The organism is Streptomyces sp. NPDC048416 (genome assembly GCF_043200435.1).
In the GTDB taxonomy this organism is placed as follows: Bacteria; Actinomycetota; Actinomycetes; order Streptomycetales; family Streptomycetaceae; genus Streptomyces.
In genome coordinates this window covers 46860-69578 of record NZ_JBICXU010000002.1, presented here as the reverse complement: position 1 = coordinate 69578, position 22719 = coordinate 46860, and the positions used below count along the sequence as shown (strand labels likewise).

Here is a 22719-nt window from a genome sequence, read left to right as displayed (position 1 = left end):
GATTCGTCCTTGCGGAGGGAAACGTGAGCGGCTGGCCAAAGTAGCCATTCGACGACCCCCGCCGCAAACACCGGAAAACGGCCGGGTGTTCACACTCCCGGCCGCTTTCCGCTACCTCATATCAGCCGCCCGCGACCGCGGAACCGCTGGTCGTAGCCGTCTGCTGGAACAGCCATTCGGACTTCAACTCGGCATAACCGGGCTTGATCACGTCATTGATCATGGCCAGTCGTTCATCGAAAGGAATGAATGCTGATTTCATCGCATTGACCGTGAACCACTGCATGTCTTCGAGCGTGTAACCGAACGCGTTCGTCAGGTGCTCGAATTCCTGGCTCATGCTGGTGCCCGACATCAGCCGGTTGTCGGTGTTCACGGTGGCCCGGAAGTGCAGCTTGCGCAGCAGCCCGATCGGGTGGTCGGCGTACGAGCTCGCGGCGCCGGTCTGGAGGTTGGAGGTGGGGCACATCTCCAGCGGGATCCGCTTGTCCCGCACGTACGAGGCGAGCCGGCCGAGCTTGACGCTGCCGTCATCGGCGACCTCGATGTCGTCGATGATGCGCACCCCGTGGCCGAGCCGGTCGGCGCCGCACCACTGGAGCGCCTGCCAGATCGACGGCAGGCCGAAGGCCTCACCCGCGTGGATGGTGAAGTGGTTGTTCTCGCGCTTGAGGTATTCGAAGGCGTCGAGGTGGCGGGTGGGCGGGAACCCGGCCTCGGCTCCCGCGATGTCGAAGCCGACGACGCCCGAGTCCCGGTAGGAGTTGGCGAGTTCGGCGATCTCCAGGGCGCGGGCGGCGTGCCGCATCGCGGTGAGCAGCGCGCCCACCCGGATGCGGTGGCCGTTCGCGCGCGCCCGCTTCTCGCCTTCGCGGAAGCCCGCGTTGACGGCCTCGACGACCTCTTCGAGGGTGAGGCCCTGCTCCAGGTGCTGCTCGGGCGCGTAGCGCACCTCGGCGTAGACGACGCCGTCCTCGGCCAGGTCCTCGGCGCACTCGGCGGCGACGCGGAACAGCGCGTCCCGGGTCTGCATGACGGCGCAGGTGTGCGCGAAGGTCTCCAAGTACCGTTCCAGGGAGCCCGAGTCGGCCGCCTCGCGGAACCAGATGCCGAGCTTGTCGGCCTCGGTCTCGGGCAGTGAGTCGTACCCGACTTCGCGGGCGATGTCGATGATGGTCCCGGGACGCAGACCGCCGTCGAGGTGGTCGTGGAGCAGCACCTTCGGGGCACGGCTGATCTGATCCGGGGTGGGTGCGGATGCGGTCTGGCTCGTCATCTGCGCACTCTAGCCCCTACGCGCGTAGATCATCCGGCGTCCGAGCGCCGTCGATACGTAACAGTGACCGTGCGGACGGGTGGCGTACACCCGGGCTTCTGAGACTGTTCTGCCATGGCACAGCAAGCGATTCCCCTGCCTGCTGCCCGGCTGGGACGGGCCGTCGGTGCGACCGGCACCGGCGCGACGGTCAGCGGTGTGGTCCTCGTGCTCCCGGACGGCGATCCCGTCTCGGCACGCCGGCCCTCCCCCTTCGCGTACGCCGCCGCGCTGCCACTGGCGCGCAGACTGGCCAGGGACGGGCGGGCGGAGGGCCTGGTGGCGCACGGCGTGCACTACCGCGGCCACGGCTGGAACGGCGGCGACGCCCGGCTCGCCCTGGACGCCGAGTGGGCGGCCGACGAGGTCGTACGCCGCTACGGCGACGTGCAGGTGTGCCTGGCCGGACACGGCATGGGCGGCCGGGCCGCGCTGCGGGCGGCGGGCCACCCGGCGGTCAACTCCGTTCTGGCGCTGGCCCCTTGGGTGCCGCCGGAGGATCTGGCGACCGACGCGGAGCCCGTGAAGCAGCTCGTGGGGCGGCGCGTGATGATCGTGCACGGCACCGACGACGGGCGCAGCGACCCGGAGTTGTCCTACCGTCTCGCCGAGCGCGCCAAGAAGGCCAACCGGGACACCTGCCGCTTCGAGGTCCACTCGGACGGCCACTCGATGCGCCAGCACCGCTCCGAAGTCCACGCGCTGGCCGTGGACTTCGTCCTGGGCACCCTGTTCTCCCGCCCCTACGCCCGCCCGGTCACGGATGCCTTCGCCGCTCCCCCGCCGCTGGGACTGCGCATGCCACTGGCCTCCGGATTCGGCGATTCCCTTCACCCGTAGGCCCGTTGGCCCGTTGGCCCGTAGGCCCGTAGGCGCCCGGCGCCCGGCGCCCGGCGGCCGGACCGGCGGGCGAGCGGGCGCCCGGCTACCCGGGGATGAGCTTGCCGCGCCGGGACAGCAGGAAGGCCTTGAAGGCGGCCACCGGCGGGGTGTCCGGGTGGCCGTCGAGCCAGGCGACGCCGATCTCGCGCACCGCGCGCGGCGCTGTGACGGTCAGCTCGACGACGCCCGGCCTCGCCACCGCGGGCGGCGGCAGCAACGCCACACCGAGCCCGGCCGCGACCAGGCCCCGCAGCGTCTCGGCCTCCTCGCCCTCGAAGGCGACGCGCGGCGCGAACCCGGCCTCCGCGCACAGGGCATCGGCGATCCGGCGCAGTCCGTAGCCCTGTTCCAGTGTCACGAAGGTCTCGTCGGCGGCCTCCGCGAGCCGCACGCGCTTGCGCCGCGCCAGCCGGTGGTCGTCGGGCACCACCAGACACAGTCGCTGCTCGTCGAGGCGCCGGGCCGCCAGGTCGGGCGCGTCGGGCACGGGCGAGGTCAGACACAGGTCGAGCTCGCCGGCGCGCAGCCGCTCGATCATCGCCTCGCCGTAGTTCTGTACGAGGGTGAAGCGGATGCGGGGGTGGTCGGCCCGGAAGGCGCGGATGAGGCCCGGCACGGTTTCGAAGCCCAGGGTGTGCAGGAAGCCGAAGGCGATCCTGCCGGTGCCCGGGTCGGCGTCCGCCCGGACCGACTCGGCGGCCCGCCCGACCTCGGCGAGGGCCCGTTCCGCGGAGCCGAGGAAGGTGCGGCCGGCGGCGGTCAGCGCGATGGTGCGGCCGTTGCGCGCGAACAGGGCGACGCCCAGGTCCTGTTCGAGGCGGACCATGGCGCGCGAGAGGGTCGGCTGGGGCACGCCCAGCTCCTGCGCGGCGCGGGTGACGTGCTCGTGGCGGGCGACCCCGACGAAGTAGGCGAGGCGCGGCGCGAGTGCCATCGCGGCGTCTTCCATGGATTCTTCGTAACTGTTCAATGACACGCCCGCCCCTGACCTCGCCTTATACGGTGCTGCATTGATTCTGGCGCATCCACGCATTGGACGCATAAATGCAGGCAGGCCTACGGTCGTGTCATGCCTCCCGCCAGTACCGGGGCGTCCACCACCGTGGACGCCTCCACCTCGCCGTCCCCGCTCCAGCTCACCCCGGGCGCCGCCGGTTACCGCCGGATGAGCTTCGCGCTCTTCGCCGCCGGTGTCGCCACCTTCGCCCTCCTCTACTCCACCCAGGCACTGCTGCCGTTGATCTCCGCGGACCTCGGGGCCACGGCGAGCGCGGCGAGCTGGACGGTGTCGGCCGCCACGGGCGCGCTCGCGCTGTTCGTCCTGCCGCTGAGCGCCCTGTCCGAGCGGTTCGGCAGGACCCGGATGATGACGGTGTCCCTCGCCGTCGCGGTGGCGGTGGGCCTGCTCGTCCCGTTCGCGCCCAGCATCGGCTGGCTGGTGGCGCTGCGCGCGGTCCAGGGCGCCGCGGTCGCGGGGATCCCCGCGTCGGCGATGGCGTACCTGGCGGAGGAAGTGAAGCCGAAGGCGCTGATCGGGGCGATCGGCCTGTTCGTCGCGGGCAACTCGATCGGCGGCATGAGCGGCCGCATCGTGACCGGGTGGGTGGCGCAGGCCTGGGGCTGGCGCGCGGCACTGCTCTCGGTGGGCGCGCTGGCCGCGGTGTGCGCGGTGGTGTTCCGGCTGCTCCTCCCCAAGGCCCGCAACTTCACGCCGGGTTCGCTGAACCCGCGCGCCCTGGCCCGCACGGTGCGCGGCCACCTCACCGACCCGCTCCTGGTGCGTCTGTATGCGATCGGCGCGCTGTTCATGACGGTGTTCGGCGCGGTCTACACGGTGATCGGCTACCGCCTCACCGCGGCCCCCTTCCACCTGCCGCAGGGCCTGATCGGCTCGATCTTCCTGGTGTACCTGGTCGGTACGGTCGCCTCGGCGACGGCCGGCAAGCTGGTGGCCCGGGTCGGCCGCCGCGGCGCTTTGTACCTCCGGGTGTCCACGACCGCGGCCGGGCTGCTGCTCTCGCTCGCCTCCTCGCTGCCGGCGATCCTGGCGGGGCTCGTCCTGATCACCGCGGGCTTCTTCATGGGCCACTCGGTCGCGTCGTCCGCGGTCAGCCACACCGCCAAGCAGGGCCGCGCCCAGGCGTCCGCGCTCTACCAGTCCGCCTACTACCTGGGATCGAGCGCGGGCGGCACGCTCGGCGCGGTCGCCTTCCACGCGGCGGGCTGGCCCGCCACGGTGCTGCTGGGCATCCTCGCGGTCCTCGGCGTCGTCTCGGTCACCCTGTACGGCTCGCACGCGGCCCGCGCCGAGCGCCGCACCCAGCGCCTGCACCTGGCGCACGCCCGCCACTGACCTGCGCTTTCACCGGTTCGCGCGCGATTGTCAGTGGGGTCGGGTAGCTTCCGAAGTGCTGGTATTGCGCGGCACGACACGGGGTGGACCGATGAGTGAGCTGGCAGCGGCGGACCTGGACGTACGCCTCGAAGAGCACCGCAGGGAGCTGACGGGGTACTGCTACCGGATGCTGGGCTCCGCCTTCGAGGCGGAGGACGCGGTGCAGGACACGCTGGTGCGGGCGTGGCGCAGCATCGACAAGTTCGAGGGCCGCTCCTCGCTGCGCTCCTGGCTGTACCGCATCGCGACCAACGTGTGCCTCGACATGCTGACCGCGGGCAACAAGCGGGCCCGCCCGATGGATCTGACGGCGCCCACGCCGGTGGCCAACGCCCAGCTCAACTCCCGCCCCGAGGTGACCTGGCTCGAACCGGTGCCGGACGGGCGGGTGCTGCCGAGCATCGAGGATCCGGCGGAGGCGGCGCTGGCCCGCGAGTCGGTGCGGCTCGCCTTCGTCGCCGCGCTCCAGCACCTGCCGCCCAAGCAGCGCGCGGTGCTGATCCTGCGGGAGGTCCTGGCGTGGAAGGCGGCGGAGGTCGCCGAGCTCCTGGACACGACGGTCGCCTCGGTCAACTCCGCGCTCCAGCGCGCCCGTTCGACCCTGGCCGACTCCGACCCGAAGCAGACGGACCCGGCCGACCCCCTCGACGAGGAGCAGCAGAAGCTCCTGGACCGCTATGTGGCGGCCTTCGAGGGCTACGACATGACGGCGCTCACCGCCCTGCTCCACGAGGACGCGACGCTGTCCATGCCGCCGTACGACCTGTGGCTGCGGGGCCACGACGACATCGTGGGCTGGATGCTGGGGGTGGGCGAGGTCTGCCGGGGCTCCCGCCTGCTCCCGACGGTGGCCAACGGCACGCCGGCCTTCGCGCACTACCACCCCGATCCCGAGGGCGGGTTCACTCCGTGGGCGCTGATGGTGATCGAGACGTCGGGGGGCAAGGTGTCGGGCATCTGCTCGTTCCTGGACACGGACCGCTGGTTCCCCCTCTTCAACCTCCCGGCCCGCCTGGACAAGGACGGTGACCCGGTCCGGGTGGGCTGAGGACCCGCTCCCGGCACGGGGTGCGCCGACACCGGACAACCCCGGCCCACCGAGCGGGGCGGGCCGGCGCCGGGTGCCTCGCCACTTCGAGAGGGTGCAGCGGCGGGCTGCCCCTCACCCCTGGATCTCGCGCATGAGCATGCGCAGGGTGAGGCTGTGCTTTTCGGGTGGCAGTGCGTCCATGGCCGCCTGTGCGTAAGCGGCGCCTCCCTCCTCATCACCGGCACGCGCCAGCATCAGGCCTCGATGGAGTTCCAGGTGCGTGGCGAACCGCGGCAGTTCGGCGGGGAGTTCAGCGCGGGCCGCGTCCTGTGCCGCGACCGCTCCCCGCTCATCCCCGAGCCTGGCCAACAGCAACGAACGGAACACGTTCAGCCGCCAATGAGGGACCGCGTAGTCCGAGGTCTGCGCATGCGACCCGGCTGCGTCGAAGATGCGTCGTCCCTGCGTGTCAAACCGGAGGGCCGTTCCGCGATCACCCCGGAGCGCCGCCGCGTGCGCCCTGCCGTAGATCGCGTTCAGGAGTCCCAGCGAGGGCTTGTCGCTGATCTCCAGGGCCTGTTGCGCGACCACATCCGCGACGCCCAGCGAAGCCCCTTCGTACCCGAGGGCGATGGCTGCACGACCTCGCACCCACACGCGGGTCGCCACGTCCCCCGAGCGGTCGGCGGCCCTCGCGGCCATGCGGTACCAGTGCACGGCCTTGGACCCGTCCGCTCCTGGGAAGGTCTTCGCGTAGAGCGTCATGAGCCGCGAGGCCACCGACCAGAGGTGCGGTGTGTCGAGTTGCTGCTGCACCACCACCAGCTCGCCGGAGATCCGGCGTTGGATGTCCGCGGCGCCGAGCGACATGTACTCGGTGCCGTACGTGGCCAGCTTGCTCTCCCAGGCGTCCGCCGAAGGCCCCCCTGCGAGACGGGCGGCGAACCCCGCGGTGAGAAGGTCGGAGGCGATGACAGGCGCTATGGCAGCCCCCGCGGCATCCGTCAGGAACGTGCGTCGATTCACTTCACCCTCAAGGACGGCTAGGGGCACGTCGAGAACGACCGACAGCTTGGCAAGGTAGAACCCCCTGGGCGTGACTTTGCCCCGCCACCATTTGCTGACGTACTCACGGGTCAGGTTCGTGCCATACCGCTCATTGATCTCGTCGGCCAGGCGGGCCTGGCTCCACCCTCGCGCCTGGCACAGCTCCCTGATCACGTCACCGATGGCCATGCGTCCTCTGGTCCTTCTCCGAACAAACAAGAGCGCTACGACGCCGGCGGATCGGGTGGCTACGAAGGCCCGAGTCCTCACGCCTTGAGCCGGGCAACCTCATTGATCCGTGGCGCGAGCTGCCGGACGGCTCGCGCACTCTTGTGCGGCTTCAGGCGGAGCCGCATCGTGTCGAAGTGCTCGTCCCCCCGGGCGGACGACACATGCTCGTAGTCCTCCAGGAAGCGTGTCCACGAGTCGCACGCCGCGTCGAGATGACCGTACTCAAGCTGACGCTGGGCCAGCACGCCGTGGAAGTGGACACTCCCCTGACGCTCGTTGGCGGGTTGCACCTTGAGCGCTTGGTGCAGTGCGCTGATGGAGCCCGGCAGATCCCTCCCCTCGTACAGCACGTGTGCGACATGGAAGGCGTACGCGGACTGGTCGTACCCGCCGATCGACTCCCGCCGGTTGTCCGCCTGCATCAAGGCGGATTCAGTCGCGGCGAGGAGGTTACGCGCGCGGCGGTGATCCCCCACCATCGCGGTGGCGTGTGCCTGTTGCCCGGTGAGAAACGCCTTGAGGCGCGGCCCGGCCTTGGGTGCCGCTTCGGCCGCGGAGGCGGCCAACGTGAGTGCCGGCGGCCCGTACCCGAGGTTGGACGCCTGGAGGCTCATGCCGCGCAGCGTCCGACAGTACGTGACATGGTCTTCCGCGCGGTTCGCCAGCTTCAGCGCCTTGAGGTAGTACGTCTGGGCCGTTCCGTGGTCCCGTTCGTACATGGCCATCCACCCCGTCAGATAGACCAGGTCCGAGGCGGCCGCCCACATGTCCCTCCGGACGGCGTCGGTCGCTTCGGCGCGCAGCCACGGAACCACGGTGTTGACGAGGAAGGCGGCAGCCATCGGCCGCGCGTGCGCTCCGCCGAACTCGTCAAGGATGTCCGCGATCCTGTCGGTCATCTTGCGGACTGATTCGACCTGTCCGGCTCCGATCCGTACCGTCTGCTTGCCGGGCAGTACGGGGTTGGCCTCTGCGGCATAGGCGTCCGCGGCAAACACCGGTACGGCCAAGGCGGCGGAGAACAGCCCGGCCGCAGCGATGACGCCCCGCCGCGACGGGTCCATGTCGCTCTCATTCGGGATGCGCGTCCGGTTGGCCATGCCCTCAACTCCCCACAGTACGCGTGGCGTTCATGGCTTTCATGTTCTGACCGTCCTCACACGGTACCGCCGTGCATGGTCGTGCGGTTGCGTAGCGTAGCGGCAGGAGAGGCCGCCCGGCCTGCTAGGCCCTCAGCGTGGATGGCGCAACGAGTGTCGCCCGTTCGTACAGACTCCGTGCCGCCTGGTTCTTCGTGAAGGGATGGAGCCGTTGGAGGAGCGTTGAGATGCGCTGGTCGCACTGGCCGGATTCGACATGCGGATAGATGTCCACCACCTGCCCCCACGTGTCGCAGGCCGCCTCCAGGTGCCCAAGTTCCAACTGGCGTTCGGCCATCATGGACAGGTACCGCACCCGGTTCCGACGGAATGTGTGGTGCCGGAGTCTGTCCGACTCGGCGAGGGCCGTGATGGAACCCTTCACGTCACCGAGTTCGTAGCGCACCTGTCCCACGTGGTAGCTGAGCGATGACGGGTTGTACGAAGCGAACGTCGTAGCGCGTGACTCCGCCTTTTCCAAGGCCACTTCCGCTTCACGCAAGTACGACAACGCGGTGTGACGGTCGCCGGCCCGTGCTGCCGCGTGGGCCTGTTGGCCGGCCAGAAACGCGCGCATCCGTGGTCCCGCTTCGGGTGAAGCGGCGGCCGCAGAATCCGCCAGTCGCACAGCCGCCTGTCCGTGGCCCAGGTCAACGGCCTGCACGCTCATCCCACGCAGGGTGGTGCAGTAGGTGAGGTGATCGTTTGCGGCGCCGGCCAGCTCAAGGGCTTTGAGGTAGTACCCCTGGGCCAAGCCGTGGAACCCTTCGTCCACGGCCATGTACCCCGTGAGGTAACACAAGTCCGAGGCGGCGGAACACATGGCGTTCTTGACTTCTGCGGGGCCGTCGACGCGCAGTGCGGGCGCCACCGTGTTGACCAGGAACGCCGCGGCCATCGGGCGCGCATAGCGTCCGCCGAACTCGTCATCGAGGTCGGACACCCGCTCGGTCATGGCGATGACCATGTCCACGTCCGTCATGCCGATGCGCTTGGTCCGCCCCGTTTGAACTGCCTCGGCGCGACTCACCACGTCGGGCCAGCCAGGAATGGTCAGTGCCACCGAGAAGAGACCAGCGCCGAGCACGCTTCGGCGTGATGGGTCCATGTCGCCCCTCCCCAGCTCAATCAGCCCTTCCACCGTATCCGGCTCATGGGCCGATGGATCGGGGAGGCTGCGGAACCCTGCCTCGGCATGGGTCACGGGGCGCTCAAGCCGCCGCGACAACGCTTCGACGATGAATCGCCGTACCCGTTCCCGGGGCGTCGTACCGCCCAGCCAGTGATGAGCGGCGGACGCGTTGTATTGCAGTGGCGTGCCGTGTTCGCTCCCCACCAGGTTCACGGCCCGCGCCCACTGGCTGAGCGTCCAGCCGCTCTCCGCGAACAGCCGTCGCAGTTGATCGTTCGGCGTGTGCGCCATGGTCGCCCAACTCCCCGCGCGCGTAGGCGATTTAAACGCTATAAATCTGCCGCGCTGCACCAACGGTACCGCTGTGCGTGGTCGTGCGGTTGCGTAGAGACAGGAGAGGCCGCCGAGAAAGGAACCGCGCCGTGGACGTGGACAGCACTATTGACCGGACCGAGGAGTTCGCCGAAGGGACCGCCGAGTACGCGGTGGACACGGCGAACGGGGACAGAATCGGCGTCGTGCAGGCGCGCTTCGAGGGGAGTGTGTACCTCCGGCCGCCGGGCGGCGGAGCCGAATGGACCACGGCGCCCGAGGCCCTGCGCCACCCGTCGGCCGCCGAACTCGTTCAGGCGCGCGTCTTCGACACCCCCATCGAGGGGCGGCGGCGCCGGTGAGCACCAGGAGCACCGCGCGGTTCGTGCGCTACCGGGTCATGGCCCACCCGGACGGCGCCTTCCGCGTCTCGGCCACCTGCATGAACGGGGCCTGCCCCTACGTGGTCTCGCCGACCGAGAAGGCCGACACGGTGAGCCGGGCCATGCAGGAGCACACGGCGAGCACCGGTCACGCGGTCTTCTCGCGCACGATCGAGGACACGGCGGTCGTGGTCCTGGCGGACCGGGCCGAACAGGAACGGCGGGCCGAGGCCAACGCCCTGGAGTACTGGCACCTCGGCGGAGCCGCCGAGGACGCGCGGGCCAACGTGTGAGTGCCCACTACCCGCTTCGACGTAAAGGCATCACGAAAGCCCCGGCGGTACGCGCCTGACCCAGACTCCGCCCCTCCCGGGCCGGCTGAACCCCGGTTCCCCCGCCGCGTGTTCACTCGTCGGCATCGGTCGGGGCGGGATGGACCCCGCTCATCCACACGGGCGGGTACAACGATCACGTGGTGAAGGAGAACACCCCATGAGCATCGCACCAGCCCCCGGCGGCGACACATTGCCGGGGCAGCCCTACCCCGGACCGCACCAGCCGCCGACTCCCGACGGCGGCCCCGGAGTCCCCAACCCGCCGAAGGCCGCCTAGCCGGTGACCGCCGATGCGTACCAGGAACGCCCCAGCCGCACCGCGCTGGGGCGTGCCCTCATGTCCGGGGGCGCGCTCACCCCGGACTGGGCACCCGCTTTCGCCGCCGTCCCGCGCTCCCGCTTCCTCCCCGACCTCATCTGGCCGTGGGACATGGAGACGGGGCGGAGCGTTCCCGTGTCGCGGGCGGCCGATCCGGAGAGGTGGTTCGGATACGCGGACTCCGACGTCCCCGTCGTGACGCAGTGGGACGACGGCACGCACACCGGCACCGACCCCGGCAGCGTGTCCACCTCGTCGGCGTCCATGCCGTCCGTCGTGTTCCGGATGCTCGCCGACCTGGACGTGCGTCCCGGCCAACGCGTCCTGGAAATCGGCACCGGCACCGGGTGGAACGCCGCGCTGCTCGCCCACCGGCTCGGGACCGAGCACGTGGTCAGTGTCGAGCTCGACTCCAGCGTCGCGGCAGCGGCCCGTACCGTACTCGACCGGTTCGGACTTCCCGTACGCGTGGAGACGGGCGATGGACTCCGGGGCTACAGCGAGGGGGCGCCGTACGACCGGATCATCGCGACCTGCGGTCTGCGGTCCATCCCCCGCACGTGGATCGCGCAGGCCCGGCCCGGCGCGATCATCGTGGCTCCGTGGGGGACCCACTACAGCAACGCGGACGCCGTGGCCCGGTTGGTCGTCGCCGATGACGGCGGGAGCGCGTCGGGGCGGTTCACCGGGCCCGTGGAGTTCATGAAGGCGCGGGCCCAGCGTCAACCACGCGTGACACACGCCGCATACGTGGTGGGCAGCGTTGCCGATGGCGACGCATCGTCCAGCACCGTCACGGAGGAACAACTCCTGGGCGGCCCCTTCAGCGCGCAGGACTTCGTGCTGGGCCTGTGCGTCCGGGACTGCGTGCGCGTCATCGCCGCAAGGGAGGGAGGTACGCGTGCTGTCTGGTTCTACGGACTGACCGACCGCTCCTGGGCCTGCGCGCAGTTCCGGGACCACGCCACCACCCGCGTGTGGCAGTCGGGGCCGCGCCGGCTGTGGGATGCCGTGCGGTCCGGGATCGTGTGGTGGGTCGCGCAAGGGCGGCCCGCCATCGAGGAGTTCGGGCTGACTGTGGGTACGACGGGTGAGCATGTCTGGCTGGGCGATCCGAGCAACCCCGTACCGGAGGGGCCGGCCGCGTAGGGATCCGCGCACCGGGGCTTCGGACGGCGGCCGGGCTCTACGGGGAGTCCAGCCCCAGCCCCGTCAGCTCAAGCAGCGCGACAAGCCCAGCGCCCGCGTTACGCAGCAGCACGCGGCCCCCGGCCCGCCGCGCCGTGAGCCGGAGCCGGGCCACCGCCTCGACCACGGCCAGGTCGGCCCGGGTCACCGCGCCGAGGTCGCACACGACCTCCCGCGCCCCGGCCCGGTACAGCCCGCGCAGCCGCTCGCACAGGAGCGGGACGTCGGCGAAGGTGAGGGCGGCGGGGACGACGAGGACAGGGTGCTGCCCCGGAGAGCCGGTGGTTTCCACACCTGGCAGACCCCGCGAACCTGCGGAACTCATCGGTGGCCGACCCAGCCCCCAGGGGCCTAGGGGGTGTCTGGCGGCCCCGGCCATGATCCCCCAGACACCCCCTAACGCCCCGGGAAGTCGCTCGTCTCGATCACCAGCTCGAAGGGCGCCGGCAGCGTGACCCCCTCGCCGAACTTGCCTGCCGTGAGCGTTCGGTAGACGTCCCCCCTGGGCTCGCCGTACAGAGTGAAGGTGGGCCCGCCGGGCGCCCACCGGTCGATCAACAAATAAAGCGGTACGCCCGCCTGCGCGTACCCGGCGGCCTTCGTGATGCGGTCGTGGCTCGCGTTGGACTGCGAGGTGATCTCGACCACCAATTCGACGGCTTCGGCAGGGATGAAGTTGCTGCCGCCGGACAACGCGTCCCGGGGAACCACCGCCAGGTCCGGGATGTACATCCCCCGCCGGGACGGGACCGCGACCGCAAGCGTCTGGTAGATACCCCAGTCCGCGGGGATCACGGAATAGAGCTGCCGCTGCACGGTGTCAGCGATGTCGTTGTGATCGTTCGATGGCGTTGGTGACAAGGTGACGATCCCCTCGATGATCTCCACCTTGCAGCCCTCGGGTGCGTCCGTCTCCTCCCAGAGACGGACGAGGTCGTCCCAGCCCTGACCGGGCTCGTGGCCAACCGTGAGTGCGCTCATGGCGGTCTCCCTACGTCGGTTCGTCACGCAGTCCAGCATGCCGAACGGGACCGGCGGAGGTCCACCGGTCCCGTTCACCCATACGAGGGCGTCGCCCAAAAGCGCAGGTCAGGCGATACGTTCCCGCACGATCGGCGTCGCCGAGAACGCCGTCCCGGCCGGCGCCACGTCGTAGGAGGCGGCCAGCGACTCCAGCGCGTACGCGAACTTCTCCGGCGTGTCCGTGTGCAGGGTCAGCAGGGGCTGGCCCGCGGTCACCGTGTCGCCGGGCTTGGCGTGGAGCTCGACGCCCGCGCCCGCCTGCACCGGGTCCTCCTTGCGGGCGCGGCCCGCGCCGAGGCGCCAGGCGGCAACGCCGATGTCGTACGCGTCGAGGCGGGTCAGGACGCCCGAGGAGGGGGCGGTGATGACGTGCTGCTCGCGGGCGACCGGCAGGGCCGCGTCCGGGTCGCCGCCCTGCGCCGCGATCATCCGGCGCCACACGTCCATCGCGGAGCCGTCCGCGAGGGCCTTCGCCGGGTCGGCGTCCTTGATGGCCGCCGCGTCCAGCATCTCGCGGGCCAGCGCGATGGTGAGCTCGACGACGTCGGAGGGGCCGCCGCCCGCCAACACCTCGACGGATTCCCGGACTTCGAGGGCGTTGCCGGCGGTCAGGCCGAGCGGGGTGGACATGTCGGTGAGCAGCGCCACCGTCTTCACGCCGCTGTCCGTGCCCAACGCGACCATCGTGGACGCCAGTTCACGCGCGTCCTCGATGTTCTTCATGAACGCGCCGGTGCCGACCTTCACGTCCAGGACGAGGGAGCCGGTGCCCTCGGCGATCTTCTTCGACATGATGGACGAGGCGATCAGGGGGATCGCCTCCACCGTGCCGGTCACGTCGCGCAGCGCGTACAGCTTCTTGTCGGCGGGGGCCAGGCCGTCGCCCGCCGCGCAGATGACCGCGCCGGTGGTGTCGAGGACGTTCAGCATCTCCTCGTTGGAGAGCAGCGCGCGCCAGCCGGGGATGGACTCCAGCTTGTCCAGGGTGCCGCCGGTGTGGCCGAGGCCCCGGCCCGAGAGCTGCGGCACGGCCGCGCCGCACGCGGCGACCAGCGGGGCGAGCGGCAGGGTGATCTTGTCGCCGACGCCGCCGGTGGAGTGCTTGTCGGCGGTCGGGCGGGAGAGCGCGTCGAAGTTCATGCGCTCGCCGGAGGCGATCATGGCGGCGGTCCAGCGGGCGATCTCCGTGCGGTTCATGCCGTTGAGGAGGATCGCCATGGCGAGGGCGGACATCTGCTCGTCGGCGACCACGCCGCGCGTGTACGCGTCGATGACCCAGTCGATCTGCTCGGGAGACAGCTCGCCCCGGTCTCGCTTGGTGCGGATGACGGAGATGACGTCCATGGCATTCCTTCCGGCTTGGTGCACGTTACGTGCGCGACTCTACGCGCATAGAGAGGTGAGGACAGTGCGGCCCCCGCACCGGGGTGCGGGGGCCGGAGAGGTTACTTCAGGTGGTCCGGGCCGAAGGCCTGGGGCAGCATCTCGGACAGCGTGAGGATGCCCGCCGGGGTCTCCAACAGGAGCTCGGGGCCGCCGAATTCGAAGAGCAGCTGACGGCAGCGCCCGCACGGCACGAGCACGTCGCCGTGGCCGTCGACGCAGGTGAAGTGCGTCAGGCGGCCGCCGCCGGAGAGCTGGAGCGCCGAGACGAGCCCGCACTCGGCGCACAGGCCGATGCCGTACGAGGCGTTCTCGACGTTGCAGCCGGTCACCGTGCGGCCGTCGTCGACCAGGGCGGCCGCGCCGACCGGGTAGCCCGAGTACGGCGCGTACGCGCGGGACATGGCCTCGCGCGCGGCCGTGCGCAGGGCGTCCCAGTCGAGTGTCGGCGTCACTTGCCCTGGCCCTTCCGGTAGCGCATGCCGTCCGCCTTGGGCATCCGCAGCCGCTGGGCGGAGAGCGAGAGGACAAGGAGCGTCACGACGTACGGGGTCGCGCCGACGAAGTCGCCGGGCACGTCGTCGGTGACCAGGTACCAGACCAGGATGAGCACGGCCATCACCGCGCTGACCGCGGCCTGGATCATCGCCTTCTTGTACGCCTTCCAGCCGGCCAGCGCCGCGAGGAGCACGACGAGCAGGAGCAGCAGGGCGTGCACGGTGGTGCCGCCGTTGCGCAGCTGGAGGGCGTCGGAGAAGCCGAACAGGCCCGCGCCCATGGCGAGTCCGCCCGGACGCCAGTTGCCGAAGATCATCGCGGCGAGGCCGATGTAGCCGCGGCCGCCGGTCTGGTTCTCCAGGTAGATGTGCGAGGTGACCAGCGCGAGGAACGCGCCGCCGAGGCCCGCGAGGCCACCGGAGACGGCGACCGCCGCGTACTTGTAGGAGTAGACGTTGACGCCCAGCGACTCGGCCGCGATCGGGTTCTCGCCGCAGGAACGCAGGCGCAGTCCGAAGGCGGTCTTCCACAGCAGCCACCAGGTGCCGACGAACAGCGCCACGACGATGACGGTGACCCAGGAGACCTCGGTGACCAGGCCGCCGATGATGCCCGCGACGTCGGAGATCAGGAACCAGTGGTGGTTCTGGATCGATTCGAGGCCCGAGGACAGGCCCGGGATGCTGAAGCTGGGCAGCGGGTCGGCGGGCGGCGACTGCTTGGGGTTGCCGCCCTTGACCTGGGCCTCGCCGCCGTTGAAGAACAGCTTGGCGAGGTACTGCGTGACGCCGAGCGCGAGCAGGTTGACCGCGACACCGGAGACGATGTGGTCGACGCCGAAGGTGATGGTGGCGACGGCGTGGATCAGGCCGCCGAGTACACCGAAGCCGATGCCCGCGAGCAGGCCGAGCCAGGGGCTGGACTGCCAGCCGACCCAGCCGGCGCCGAAGGTGCCGAGGATCATCATGCCTTCGAGGCCGATGTTGACCACGCCGGCCCGCTCGGACCACAGACCGGCCAGGCCCGCGAGCCCGATCGGCACGGCGAGGCCGAGCGCGGCGCTGATCTGGCCCTCGCTGGTGAGCTGGTCGGCGCCGGTGATGATGCGTACGGCGGAGACGAGGATCAGCGCACCCGCGATGATCATCAGGACCTGTGCGAGGGAGAACTTGCGCGTGGCGTTGCCCCGCTTGACTCCGGCCGGAGGCGGTGGGGTCGTGGTCGTATCGGTCGTGACGCTCATGCCGTCACCTCCGTCTCGGTCTTGGCGGCCAGCGCCGCGAGCTCGGCGCCGACACGCTGCTGCTGGCGCTTGAGGCCGTAACGGCGGACGAGTTCGTAGGCGATCACGACGCACAGGACGATGACGCCCTGGATCACGCCGAGGATCTCCTTGTCGTAGCCGATCACTTCGAAGTGTCCTGTGGTGCGCTCCAGGTAGCCCCAGAGCAGCGCGGCGAGCGCGACGCCCACCGGGTGGTTGCGGCCGAGCAGCGCGATCGCGATGCCCGTGAAGCCGAGGCCGAGCGGGAAGCTGTTGTCGAACTGGTGGCTGTCGTTGAGCAGCGTCGGCATGCCGACGAGGCCGGCCACCGCACCCGAGATGATCATGCTGGTGACGATCATCTTCTTGACGTTGGCACCGCTCGCCGCGGCCGCCGACTCGGACTGGCCGACGGCCCGCAGGTCGAAGCCGAAGCGGGTGCGGCCGAGCGTGAACCAGTACGCCACGCCGACCAGGACCGCGACGACGATGAAGCCCCACAGCTGTCCTGCCGGGCCCATGTCCAGGGTGAAGAACCACGACGAGCTGGGCAGCGGCTTGGTGGAGACCAACGTGCCGGCCTCGTCGAGCTGGCCGAGCCGGTCGGGCTGGAGGAGGTAGGCGATGATCGCGGTCGCGATGGCGTTCAGCATGATGGTCGAGATGACCTCGCTGACGCCCCGGGTGACCTTCAGGATGCCCGCGACCGCCGACCACATCGCGCCGACCAGCATGGCGACGATGATGATGACCGGGATCTGCACGATGCCCGGCAGGCTCATCGCGCCGCCGACGACGGCCGCGAGGAACGCCGCGAGGCGGTACTGGCCGTCGACGCCGATGTTGAAGAGGTTCATGCGGAAGCCGATGGCCACCGCGATGCCCGCGAGGTAGTACGTCGTCGCCTTGTTGAGGATGTAGACCTGGCTGTCGCTCGCCGAGCCGTACGACAGCATGTCGTTGAAGGCCGGGAACGGGTTCTTGCCGGTGGCCAGGATGATCAGGGCGGTGACGACAAGGGCCGCGACGAGCGCGAGCACGGGGGCCGCGATCGCGAGGAGCAGCTTCTCCTTGTCGATCCGGGAGGTGAGCTTCTTCATCGGTCCTCTCCCCCAGTGTTCTGCTGGTGCTCCAGGTGGCCGCTGGCGGCACCGGTCATGGCGGAGCCCAGTTCCTCGGGGGTGATCGTGGCGGGGTCGGCGTCGGCGACCAGTCGGCCCCGGTACATCACCCGCAGGGTGTCGGACAGGCCGATCAGCTCGTCCAGGTCGGCGGAGATCAGGAGCACGGCGAGGCCCTCACGGCGGGCCTCGCGGATCTGGTCCCAGATCTGCGCCTGGGCGCCGACGTCCACACCCCGGGTGGGGTGCGCGGCGATCAGCAGCTTGGGGTTGTGGCTCATCTCGCGGCCGACGATCAGCTTCTGCTGGTTGCCGCCGGACAGGGACGCCGCGGTGACCTCGATGCCGGGGGTGCGCACGTCGTACTCGCGCACGATCCGCTCGGTGTCCTTGCGGGCCGCCCCGTTGTCGAGGAGGGCGCCCTTGGAGTTGGGCTTCTCGGTGACGTGGCCGAGGATGCGGTTCTCCCACAGCGGCGCTTCCAGGAGCAGGCCGTGGCGGTGGCGGTCCTCGGGGATGTAGCCGATGCCGCCCTCGCGGCGCTTGCGCGTCGGGGCGGTCGAGATGTCGCTGGTGTCCAGGGTGATGACGCCGCCGTCGGGCAGGCGCATGCCCATGATGGCCTCGACCAGTTCGGCCTGGCCGTTGCCCTCGACGCCCGCGATGCCGAGCACTTCGCCCTTGTGGATGGTGAAGGACACCGAGGACAGCACCTCGCGCACCACACCGTCGGGGTCGGTGGCCGCCAGGCGCAGGTCGGCGACCTGGAGCATGGGGACCGTGGTGACCGTCGACTCGCGGGTCTCGGGCGAGGGCAGCTCGCTGCCCACCATCAGCTCGGCGAGCTGCTTGGTGGTGGTGGTGCGGGGGTCGGCGGTGCCGACGGTGGTGCCGCGCCGGATCACCGTGATCTCGTCGGCGACCGACAGCACCTCGCCGAGCTTGTGCGAGATGAAGATGACGGTCAGGCCCTCGGCCTTGAGCTCGCGCAGGTTGTCGAAGAGGGCTTCGACCTCCTGGGGGACCAGGACCGCGGTCGGCTCGTCGAGGATGAGGGTGCGTGCGCCGCGGTAGAGGACCTTCAGGATCTCCACGCGCTGGCGGTCGGCGACGCCCAGGTCCTCGACGAGGGCGTCGGGGCGCACCCCGAGGCCGTACGCGTCCGAGATCTCCTGGATCTTGTTGCGGGCCTTGGCGCCGATGCCGTACAGCTTCTCGCCGCCGAGGACGACGTTCTCCAGGACGGTCAGGTTGTCGGCCAGCATGAAGTGCTGGTGGACCATGCCGATGCCGAGCGCGATGGCGTCCGCGGGGCTGGAGAAGGAGGCCTCGGTGCCGTCGATGGTGATGGTGCCCTCGTCCGGCTTCTGCATGCCGTAGAGGATCTTCATCAGGGTCGACTTGCCGGCGCCGTTCTCACCGCACAGGGCGTGCACGGTGCCCATGCGTACGGTGATGTCGATGTCCTTGTTGGCGACGACACCGGGGAATCGTTTGGTGATGCCGCGCAGTTCGACGGCGGGAGGGCTGGACGCGTTGATGGCGCACTCTCCTCGTGGGCAGGAGCAGGGGGGCGGGGAGCTTCCGGGGAAGCCGGGAAGCGTACTGATGTGCCAAGCCGGGCTCCCGGCTGAGTAGTTCAGCACACTCACGGCGCGCCAACTTCGGCCTACGCGCGTAGAGTTGACACTTCGTTACGGCCCGGTGAGCAGGGTGGTCCCTGCTCACCGGGCCGAGGTACGACAGGGCGGTCAGTGACCGCCACGGGTCACGGGGTCGTCTTGACCTTGATGGTGCCGTCGACGATCTTCTTCTGGGCCGCGTCGAGCTGCGGCTTCAGGTCGTCGATGAAGCCACCGCTGGTGGCGAGCGAAACGCCGCCCTTGGCCAGCGGGTAGCTGTTGGTGCCGACCAGCGGCTTGCCGTCCTTGATCGACTTGATCAGGTCGTAGACGCCGATGTCGACGTTCTTGACGACCGAGGTCAGGATCGAGTTCTTGTACTTGGACAGCGAGGCCTGCTGGTACTGGTCGGAGTCGACACCGATCGCCCAGGCGCCCTTCTTGCCCGCGACGGCCTCGATCGCACCGGTGCCGGAGGAGCCAGCCGCCGTGTAGATGACATCGGCGCCGTTGTCGAGCATGCCCTGCGCGGCTTCCTTGCCCTTGTCGGGGCTGGCGAAGCCGGAGGTGTCCGAGCCGTGCGACAGGTACTGGTTGTCGATCTTGACGTCGGGCTTGGTGTCCTTGACGCCCTGGTTGAAGCCCGCCTCGAACTTCTTGATGAGGGGGACGTCGACGCCGCCGATGAAGCCGACGTGGCCGGACTTGGTCTTCAGCGCCGCGGCGACACCCGCGAGGTAGGAGCCCTGCTCCTCGGTGAAGACGATGTTGTCGATGTTCTTGGGGCCCTCGACCACGGAGTCGACGATGCCGAAGGTGACGTTCGGGTACTTGCCCGCCACCTTCTTCATCGAGTTCGCGTAGGCGTAGCCGATGCCGATGACCGGGTTGTAGCCCGCGCCCGCGAGGTCGGTCAGACGCTGCTCGCGGTCCGCCTCGGTGTCGGTGGTCTTGGCCGTCAGCTCCTTGACGGAGCCGCCGAACTCGGACTTGGCCTTGTCGATGCCGCGCGCGGCGGAGTCGTTGAACGAGTGGTCACCACGGCCACCGACGTCGTACGCGACACCGATCTTGACGCCCTTGCCGCCCGCGGAGGACGACGAAGAGGTGCCCGAGTCCTTCTGGGAGGACGTGGAGCCACAGGCGGTGGCGGAAAGCGCGAGCGCGGCGGTGGCGATACCTGCCGCAGCGATCTTGGATACCCGGCGCAAGAGGAGGTCCCTTCAAACCTGAACCGAGGCGCCCCTACCGGCGCTGGTTTCGCGTCGGATCGTAACGCGCGTAGATGTCGCGTAAAGCCCTGTTCGGAAGCCGTTATCGAATCGCCGCGAACAGGGGATGAAGTGTCCGGTTACGCGCGGTTGCCATCGAGCAGCGCAGCGGCGGTGAAGAGCTCCACGCCCACCTTGATGGCCGCCTCGTCCGCGTCGAAATCACCCCGATGGAGGTCAAGCCGGGCGTTCGAGCCGGGCGTGCGCACCCCGAGGCGGGCCATCGCCCCTGGTACGTGCTCCAGGTACCACGAAAAGTCCTCGCCACCCAGTGACTGCTCCGTGTCCTCGACGGCGAACGGGCCCCGGCGCGCCGCCATCGCGTCGCGCAGCAGCTCGGTCACGGCCGGATCGTTGACGACCGGGGGCACCCCGCGCACGTAGTTGATCTCCGATTTGGCCCCGTGCAGGGTGGCCACTTCGTCGATCGCGGCGTGTACGAGGTCGGGCGCGTCGCGCCAGGCGTCGAGGTCGAGGCAGCGCACGGTTCCAGCCAGCTCGGCGTGCATCGGGATCACGTTGCATGCGTGGCCCGACTCGATGCGGCCCCAGGTGAGGGCGAGCCCGGCGCGGGCGTCGATGCGGCGGGCGAGGAGCGCCGGCACGTCGGAGGCGACGCGCGCGACGGCCGTCACCAGGTCGGTGGTCAGGTGCGGGCGCGCGGTGTGGCCGCCGGGGCCGTCGAGGGCGACTTCGAGGCGGTCGCAGGCGGAGGTGATGGCGCCGGGGCGAAGACCGATCCGGCCCGCGTCGACGCGCGGGTCGCAGTGGACCGCGATGATCCGTCCCACGCCGTCCAGGACGCCCGCCACGATCGCGTCCGCCGCGCCGCCGGGCAGGACTTCCTCCGCGGGCTGGAAGAGCAGCCGTACGGGAGCGGGGAGCAGGCCCTCGCGGTGCAGCGCGGCCAGGACGAGGCCGGCGCCGAGGACGGTGGTGGTGTGCACGTCGTGCCCGCAGGCGTGCGCGCGGTCCGGCACGGTGGAGCGGTAGGGGACGCCCGCCTTCGCGTCGGGGATGGGCAGTGCGTCGATGTCCGCGCGCAGGGCGAGCATCGCGCGGGCGCCGGCCCGCCGCCCGCCGCTCCTGGCCGCGCTCCGCTCCCCCGCCGGTGCCCCGATGTCGCAGATGAGCCCGGTGCCGCCCGGCAGGACGCGCGGTTCGAGGCCGGCCGCTTCGAGCCGGGCTCTGATCGCGGCGGTGGTCCTGAACTCCTGATTGCCCAGCTCCGGGTGCATGTGCAAGTCCCGCCGGAAGGCGATGAGTTCGGCACACAGGGCCTCGCTCAGCTCGCCGGGCAGCGGTGCGTCACCGGGCAGATCGGCTTCGGACGAGTCACGGGACATCAACTGGTTCACTCGTTGAGGGTAGGCCTTTTTGAGGCTCAACTCGCTCGCGATCAACAAAAGTTCAGCCGCATAGGGGAAAGAAAGCTGGTCGCCTGGCGCATGTCGATCGCGTCGGCTGGGTAAAGTATTTCGTCCTTCTGCCCGATGTGGTGGAACGGGCGTTCCCCCGCGGGAGGAGGCGCCGCGCTTCAGGGAGCGGGCTCGGGCCCGCTAGGGGGTGTCTGGTGGATCAGGGTCGGTCAGGGTGCGGCGCCTGGTGCGGTGCATCGCAAGGCGCCGGAACGTCGTGATAGCGGAGCTATCGGGGCGTTTCGGCAACGCCGCGAGGTGCCGTGCCAGGCGCCGCACCCCCGGCCATGATCCACCAGACACCCCCTAGGCGGCCACCGTCGCGAGCCCGTGGGCCTTGCGGGCCGTCCCGGTCACCCCGTCGAGGAAGCCCTGCGCACGGGGGGAAGCCCGCTCGGTGAGCCACCGCGGGTCGATGTCGCACACCACCACGGACACGCCCGTGCCCGCGAGCGCGAGCGGGAGCGTGTGGACGACGGTGGAGGGGAAACTCAGGACCGTGCGGCCCACCGGCCCGCGCCGCGCGATGAGTTCGAGCGGCAGATCGGGCCGGACGATCTCCAGGCCGGTACGGGCGTGCAGGGTGTGCAGTTTGTCCGCCGACTCGCGGCGGTGCGCGAAATAGCGGGTCACACCGTGCGTACGGGCGAGGACGCCGACCGCTTCGAGGTAGCTGACGGGATCGACGACACCGGTCTCGACCAGCGAGGTCCCCACCAGGTCGGCGCCCTTGGTCAGCCGGGGAGGGCCGAAGCGCGCCCGGGTCCAGCCGAAGGTGTTGGGGGCGACCATGACGCCCTCGGGTGCCTCGATGGGCATCGCGCTGAACACGGTCACCGCGCGGCGCCGCGCGGGGCTGAGCCGGCGGCGGGCCGCGGCGGAGACCGGCGCGAACAGGAGCTCGCGCGCCCCGGCCCTGCTGCCGCGCCGGTGCCAGCGCACCAGCCGTTCCCCGCGCGCGAGTTGGGAGACGAACTCCATGGTCGCGGTGCCGTCGTCCACGACCACCAGATCACGCGCGCGGGCCGCGGTCAGGAGCAGCTGTACGTAGCGCGAGAACGGGTCGCCGATGACGATCCGCTCCGCCCGCCGCAGCATCGGGGCGAGCCCGCCCACCGTCTGGAGCGGGGCCGTGAGCCCGGCCCGTGCCTCCTCCCACCGCACCTTCGCCCCCGCGTCACGGGCGAGTTCGGCCATCCGGCGCAGCTGGCCGCGCGACATGGGGTCGGTCGGCGAGAGCACCACGACGGTCAGGTCCGACAGGTCCGGCGTCTCGGCGCGCTGCTGTGCGGGCACGCCGTCGAGCAGCGGGCCGGGCGCGTGCGCCCACTCCAGGACGTTGAGCAGCTGGACCGGGCTCTCCACGAACGCGACGGTGGCGCGGGGGTCCCGAGGCACGGCGGGCACGCCC

General features: G+C 70.4%; 21 protein-coding genes. 6 read left to right on the top strand and 15 right to left on the bottom strand.

The window, feature by feature from the left end; genetic code table 11:
• Window positions 1-121: 121 nt before the first annotated feature.
• Entirely contained in the window at window positions 122-1276 is a 1155-nt protein-coding gene (locus ACGFW5_RS03100) for an adenosine deaminase (RefSeq protein WP_393832412.1), read from the bottom strand.
• Window positions 1277-1390: 114 nt separating this feature from the next.
• On the opposite strand from ACGFW5_RS03100, the gene ACGFW5_RS03095 reads away from it, so the two are divergent.
• Window positions 1391-2155 carry an alpha/beta hydrolase family protein gene (locus ACGFW5_RS03095; protein ID WP_393832411.1) on the top strand — a complete coding sequence of 255 codons (765 nt, stop codon included), beginning with the start codon at window positions 1391-1393 and terminating at the stop codon, window positions 2153-2155.
• 85 nt (window positions 2156-2240) lie between these two features.
• On the opposite strand, the gene ACGFW5_RS03090 is transcribed toward ACGFW5_RS03095, so the two are convergent.
• Entirely contained in the window at window positions 2241-3146 is a 906-nt protein-coding gene (locus tag ACGFW5_RS03090; protein ID WP_393832410.1) for a LysR family transcriptional regulator, read from the bottom strand.
• 120 nt (window positions 3147-3266) lie between these two features.
• Between ACGFW5_RS03090 and ACGFW5_RS03085 the strand changes: the two genes are divergently transcribed.
• Together ACGFW5_RS03085 and ACGFW5_RS03080 are read left to right on the top strand one after the other, a co-directional pair.
• On the top strand, window positions 3267-4550 hold the full coding sequence (locus tag ACGFW5_RS03085; RefSeq protein WP_393832409.1) for an MFS transporter: 1284 nt from the start codon (window positions 3267-3269) through the stop codon (window positions 4548-4550).
• A 91-nt stretch (window positions 4551-4641) separates the two neighbouring features.
• A complete protein-coding gene (locus tag ACGFW5_RS03080; protein WP_393832408.1) occupies window positions 4642-5640 on the top strand; it encodes a sigma-70 family RNA polymerase sigma factor in 999 nt (332 codons plus the stop codon).
• 114 nt (window positions 5641-5754) lie between these two features.
• Here the strand turns inward: ACGFW5_RS03080 and ACGFW5_RS03075 are convergent, their stop codons facing one another.
• From ACGFW5_RS03075 to ACGFW5_RS03065, 3 genes are all read right to left on the bottom strand, one after another.
• Window positions 5755-6858: a helix-turn-helix domain-containing protein gene (locus ACGFW5_RS03075; protein ID WP_393832407.1), complete on the bottom strand. Its 1104-nt coding sequence runs from the start codon at window positions 6856-6858 to the stop codon at window positions 5755-5757.
• A 77-nt stretch (window positions 6859-6935) separates the two neighbouring features.
• Window positions 6936-8000 carry a hypothetical protein gene (locus ACGFW5_RS03070; RefSeq protein WP_393832406.1) on the bottom strand — a complete coding sequence of 355 codons (1065 nt, stop codon included), beginning with the start codon at window positions 7998-8000 and terminating at the stop codon, window positions 6936-6938.
• Window positions 8001-8124: 124 nt separating this feature from the next.
• On the bottom strand, window positions 8125-9462 hold the full coding sequence (locus ACGFW5_RS03065; RefSeq protein ID WP_393832405.1) for a tol-pal system YbgF family protein: 1338 nt from the start codon (window positions 9460-9462) through the stop codon (window positions 8125-8127).
• Window positions 9463-9593: 131 nt separating this feature from the next.
• On the opposite strand from ACGFW5_RS03065, the gene ACGFW5_RS03060 reads away from it, so the two are divergent.
• The 3 genes from ACGFW5_RS03060 (at window position 9594) to ACGFW5_RS03050 (ending at window position 11669) form a co-directional block, all read left to right on the top strand.
• On the top strand, window positions 9594-9845 hold the full coding sequence (locus ACGFW5_RS03060) for a hypothetical protein (protein ID WP_393832404.1): 252 nt from the start codon (window positions 9594-9596) through the stop codon (window positions 9843-9845).
• Window positions 9842-10159, top strand: coding sequence for a hypothetical protein (locus ACGFW5_RS03055; protein WP_393832403.1), 318 nt, complete (start codon window positions 9842-9844; stop codon window positions 10157-10159). Before ACGFW5_RS03060 ends, ACGFW5_RS03055 begins: the two co-directional genes overlap by 4 nt.
• Before the next feature lie 322 nt (window positions 10160-10481).
• Entirely contained in the window at window positions 10482-11669 is a 1188-nt protein-coding gene (locus ACGFW5_RS03050) for a methyltransferase domain-containing protein (RefSeq protein WP_393832402.1), read from the top strand.
• A gap of 37 nt (window positions 11670-11706) precedes the next feature.
• Here ACGFW5_RS03050 and ACGFW5_RS03045 read toward each other — a convergent pair whose 3' ends face one another.
• From ACGFW5_RS03045 to ACGFW5_RS03000, 10 genes are all read right to left on the bottom strand, one after another.
• Window positions 11707-12000: an STAS domain-containing protein gene (locus ACGFW5_RS03045; RefSeq protein WP_393832401.1), complete on the bottom strand. Its 294-nt coding sequence runs from the start codon at window positions 11998-12000 to the stop codon at window positions 11707-11709.
• A gap of 104 nt (window positions 12001-12104) precedes the next feature.
• On the bottom strand, window positions 12105-12689 hold the full coding sequence (locus tag ACGFW5_RS03040) for a Uma2 family endonuclease (RefSeq protein ID WP_393832400.1): 585 nt from the start codon (window positions 12687-12689) through the stop codon (window positions 12105-12107).
• 108 nt (window positions 12690-12797) lie between these two features.
• Window positions 12798-14075 carry a thymidine phosphorylase gene (locus tag ACGFW5_RS03035; RefSeq protein WP_393832399.1) on the bottom strand — a complete coding sequence of 426 codons (1278 nt, stop codon included), beginning with the start codon at window positions 14073-14075 and terminating at the stop codon, window positions 12798-12800.
• 101 nt (window positions 14076-14176) lie between these two features.
• Window positions 14177-14569, bottom strand: coding sequence for a cytidine deaminase (locus ACGFW5_RS03030; RefSeq protein WP_393832398.1), 393 nt, complete (start codon window positions 14567-14569; stop codon window positions 14177-14179).
• The gene (locus ACGFW5_RS03025) at window positions 14566-15855 is read right to left on the bottom strand and encodes an ABC transporter permease (protein ID WP_393832397.1); all 1290 of its coding nucleotides are present in this window, start codon (window positions 15853-15855) and stop codon (window positions 14566-14568) included. Before ACGFW5_RS03025 ends, ACGFW5_RS03030 begins: the two co-directional genes overlap by 4 nt.
• Window positions 15852-16976 carry an ABC transporter permease gene (locus tag ACGFW5_RS03020; protein ID WP_393832396.1) on the bottom strand — a complete coding sequence of 375 codons (1125 nt, stop codon included), beginning with the start codon at window positions 16974-16976 and terminating at the stop codon, window positions 15852-15854. Before ACGFW5_RS03020 ends, ACGFW5_RS03025 begins: the two co-directional genes overlap by 4 nt.
• Window positions 16973-18538 (bottom strand): ABC transporter ATP-binding protein, encoded by a 1566-nt coding sequence (locus tag ACGFW5_RS03015; protein WP_393832721.1) that lies wholly within the window; start codon window positions 18536-18538, stop codon window positions 16973-16975. Before ACGFW5_RS03015 ends, ACGFW5_RS03020 begins: the two co-directional genes overlap by 4 nt.
• A gap of 227 nt (window positions 18539-18765) precedes the next feature.
• Window positions 18766-19830, bottom strand: coding sequence for a BMP family protein (locus ACGFW5_RS03010; RefSeq protein ID WP_393832395.1), 1065 nt, complete (start codon window positions 19828-19830; stop codon window positions 18766-18768).
• Between the two features lie 140 nt (window positions 19831-19970).
• Complete coding sequence (locus ACGFW5_RS03005) at window positions 19971-21236, bottom strand: amidohydrolase (protein ID WP_393832720.1); 1266 nt, start codon at window positions 21234-21236, stop codon at window positions 19971-19973.
• Between the two features lie 378 nt (window positions 21237-21614).
• Window positions 21615-22715, bottom strand: a complete 1101-nt coding sequence (locus tag ACGFW5_RS03000; protein ID WP_393832394.1) for a hypothetical protein — start codon at window positions 22713-22715, stop codon at window positions 21615-21617.
• Window positions 22716-22719: the final 4 nt, after the last annotated feature.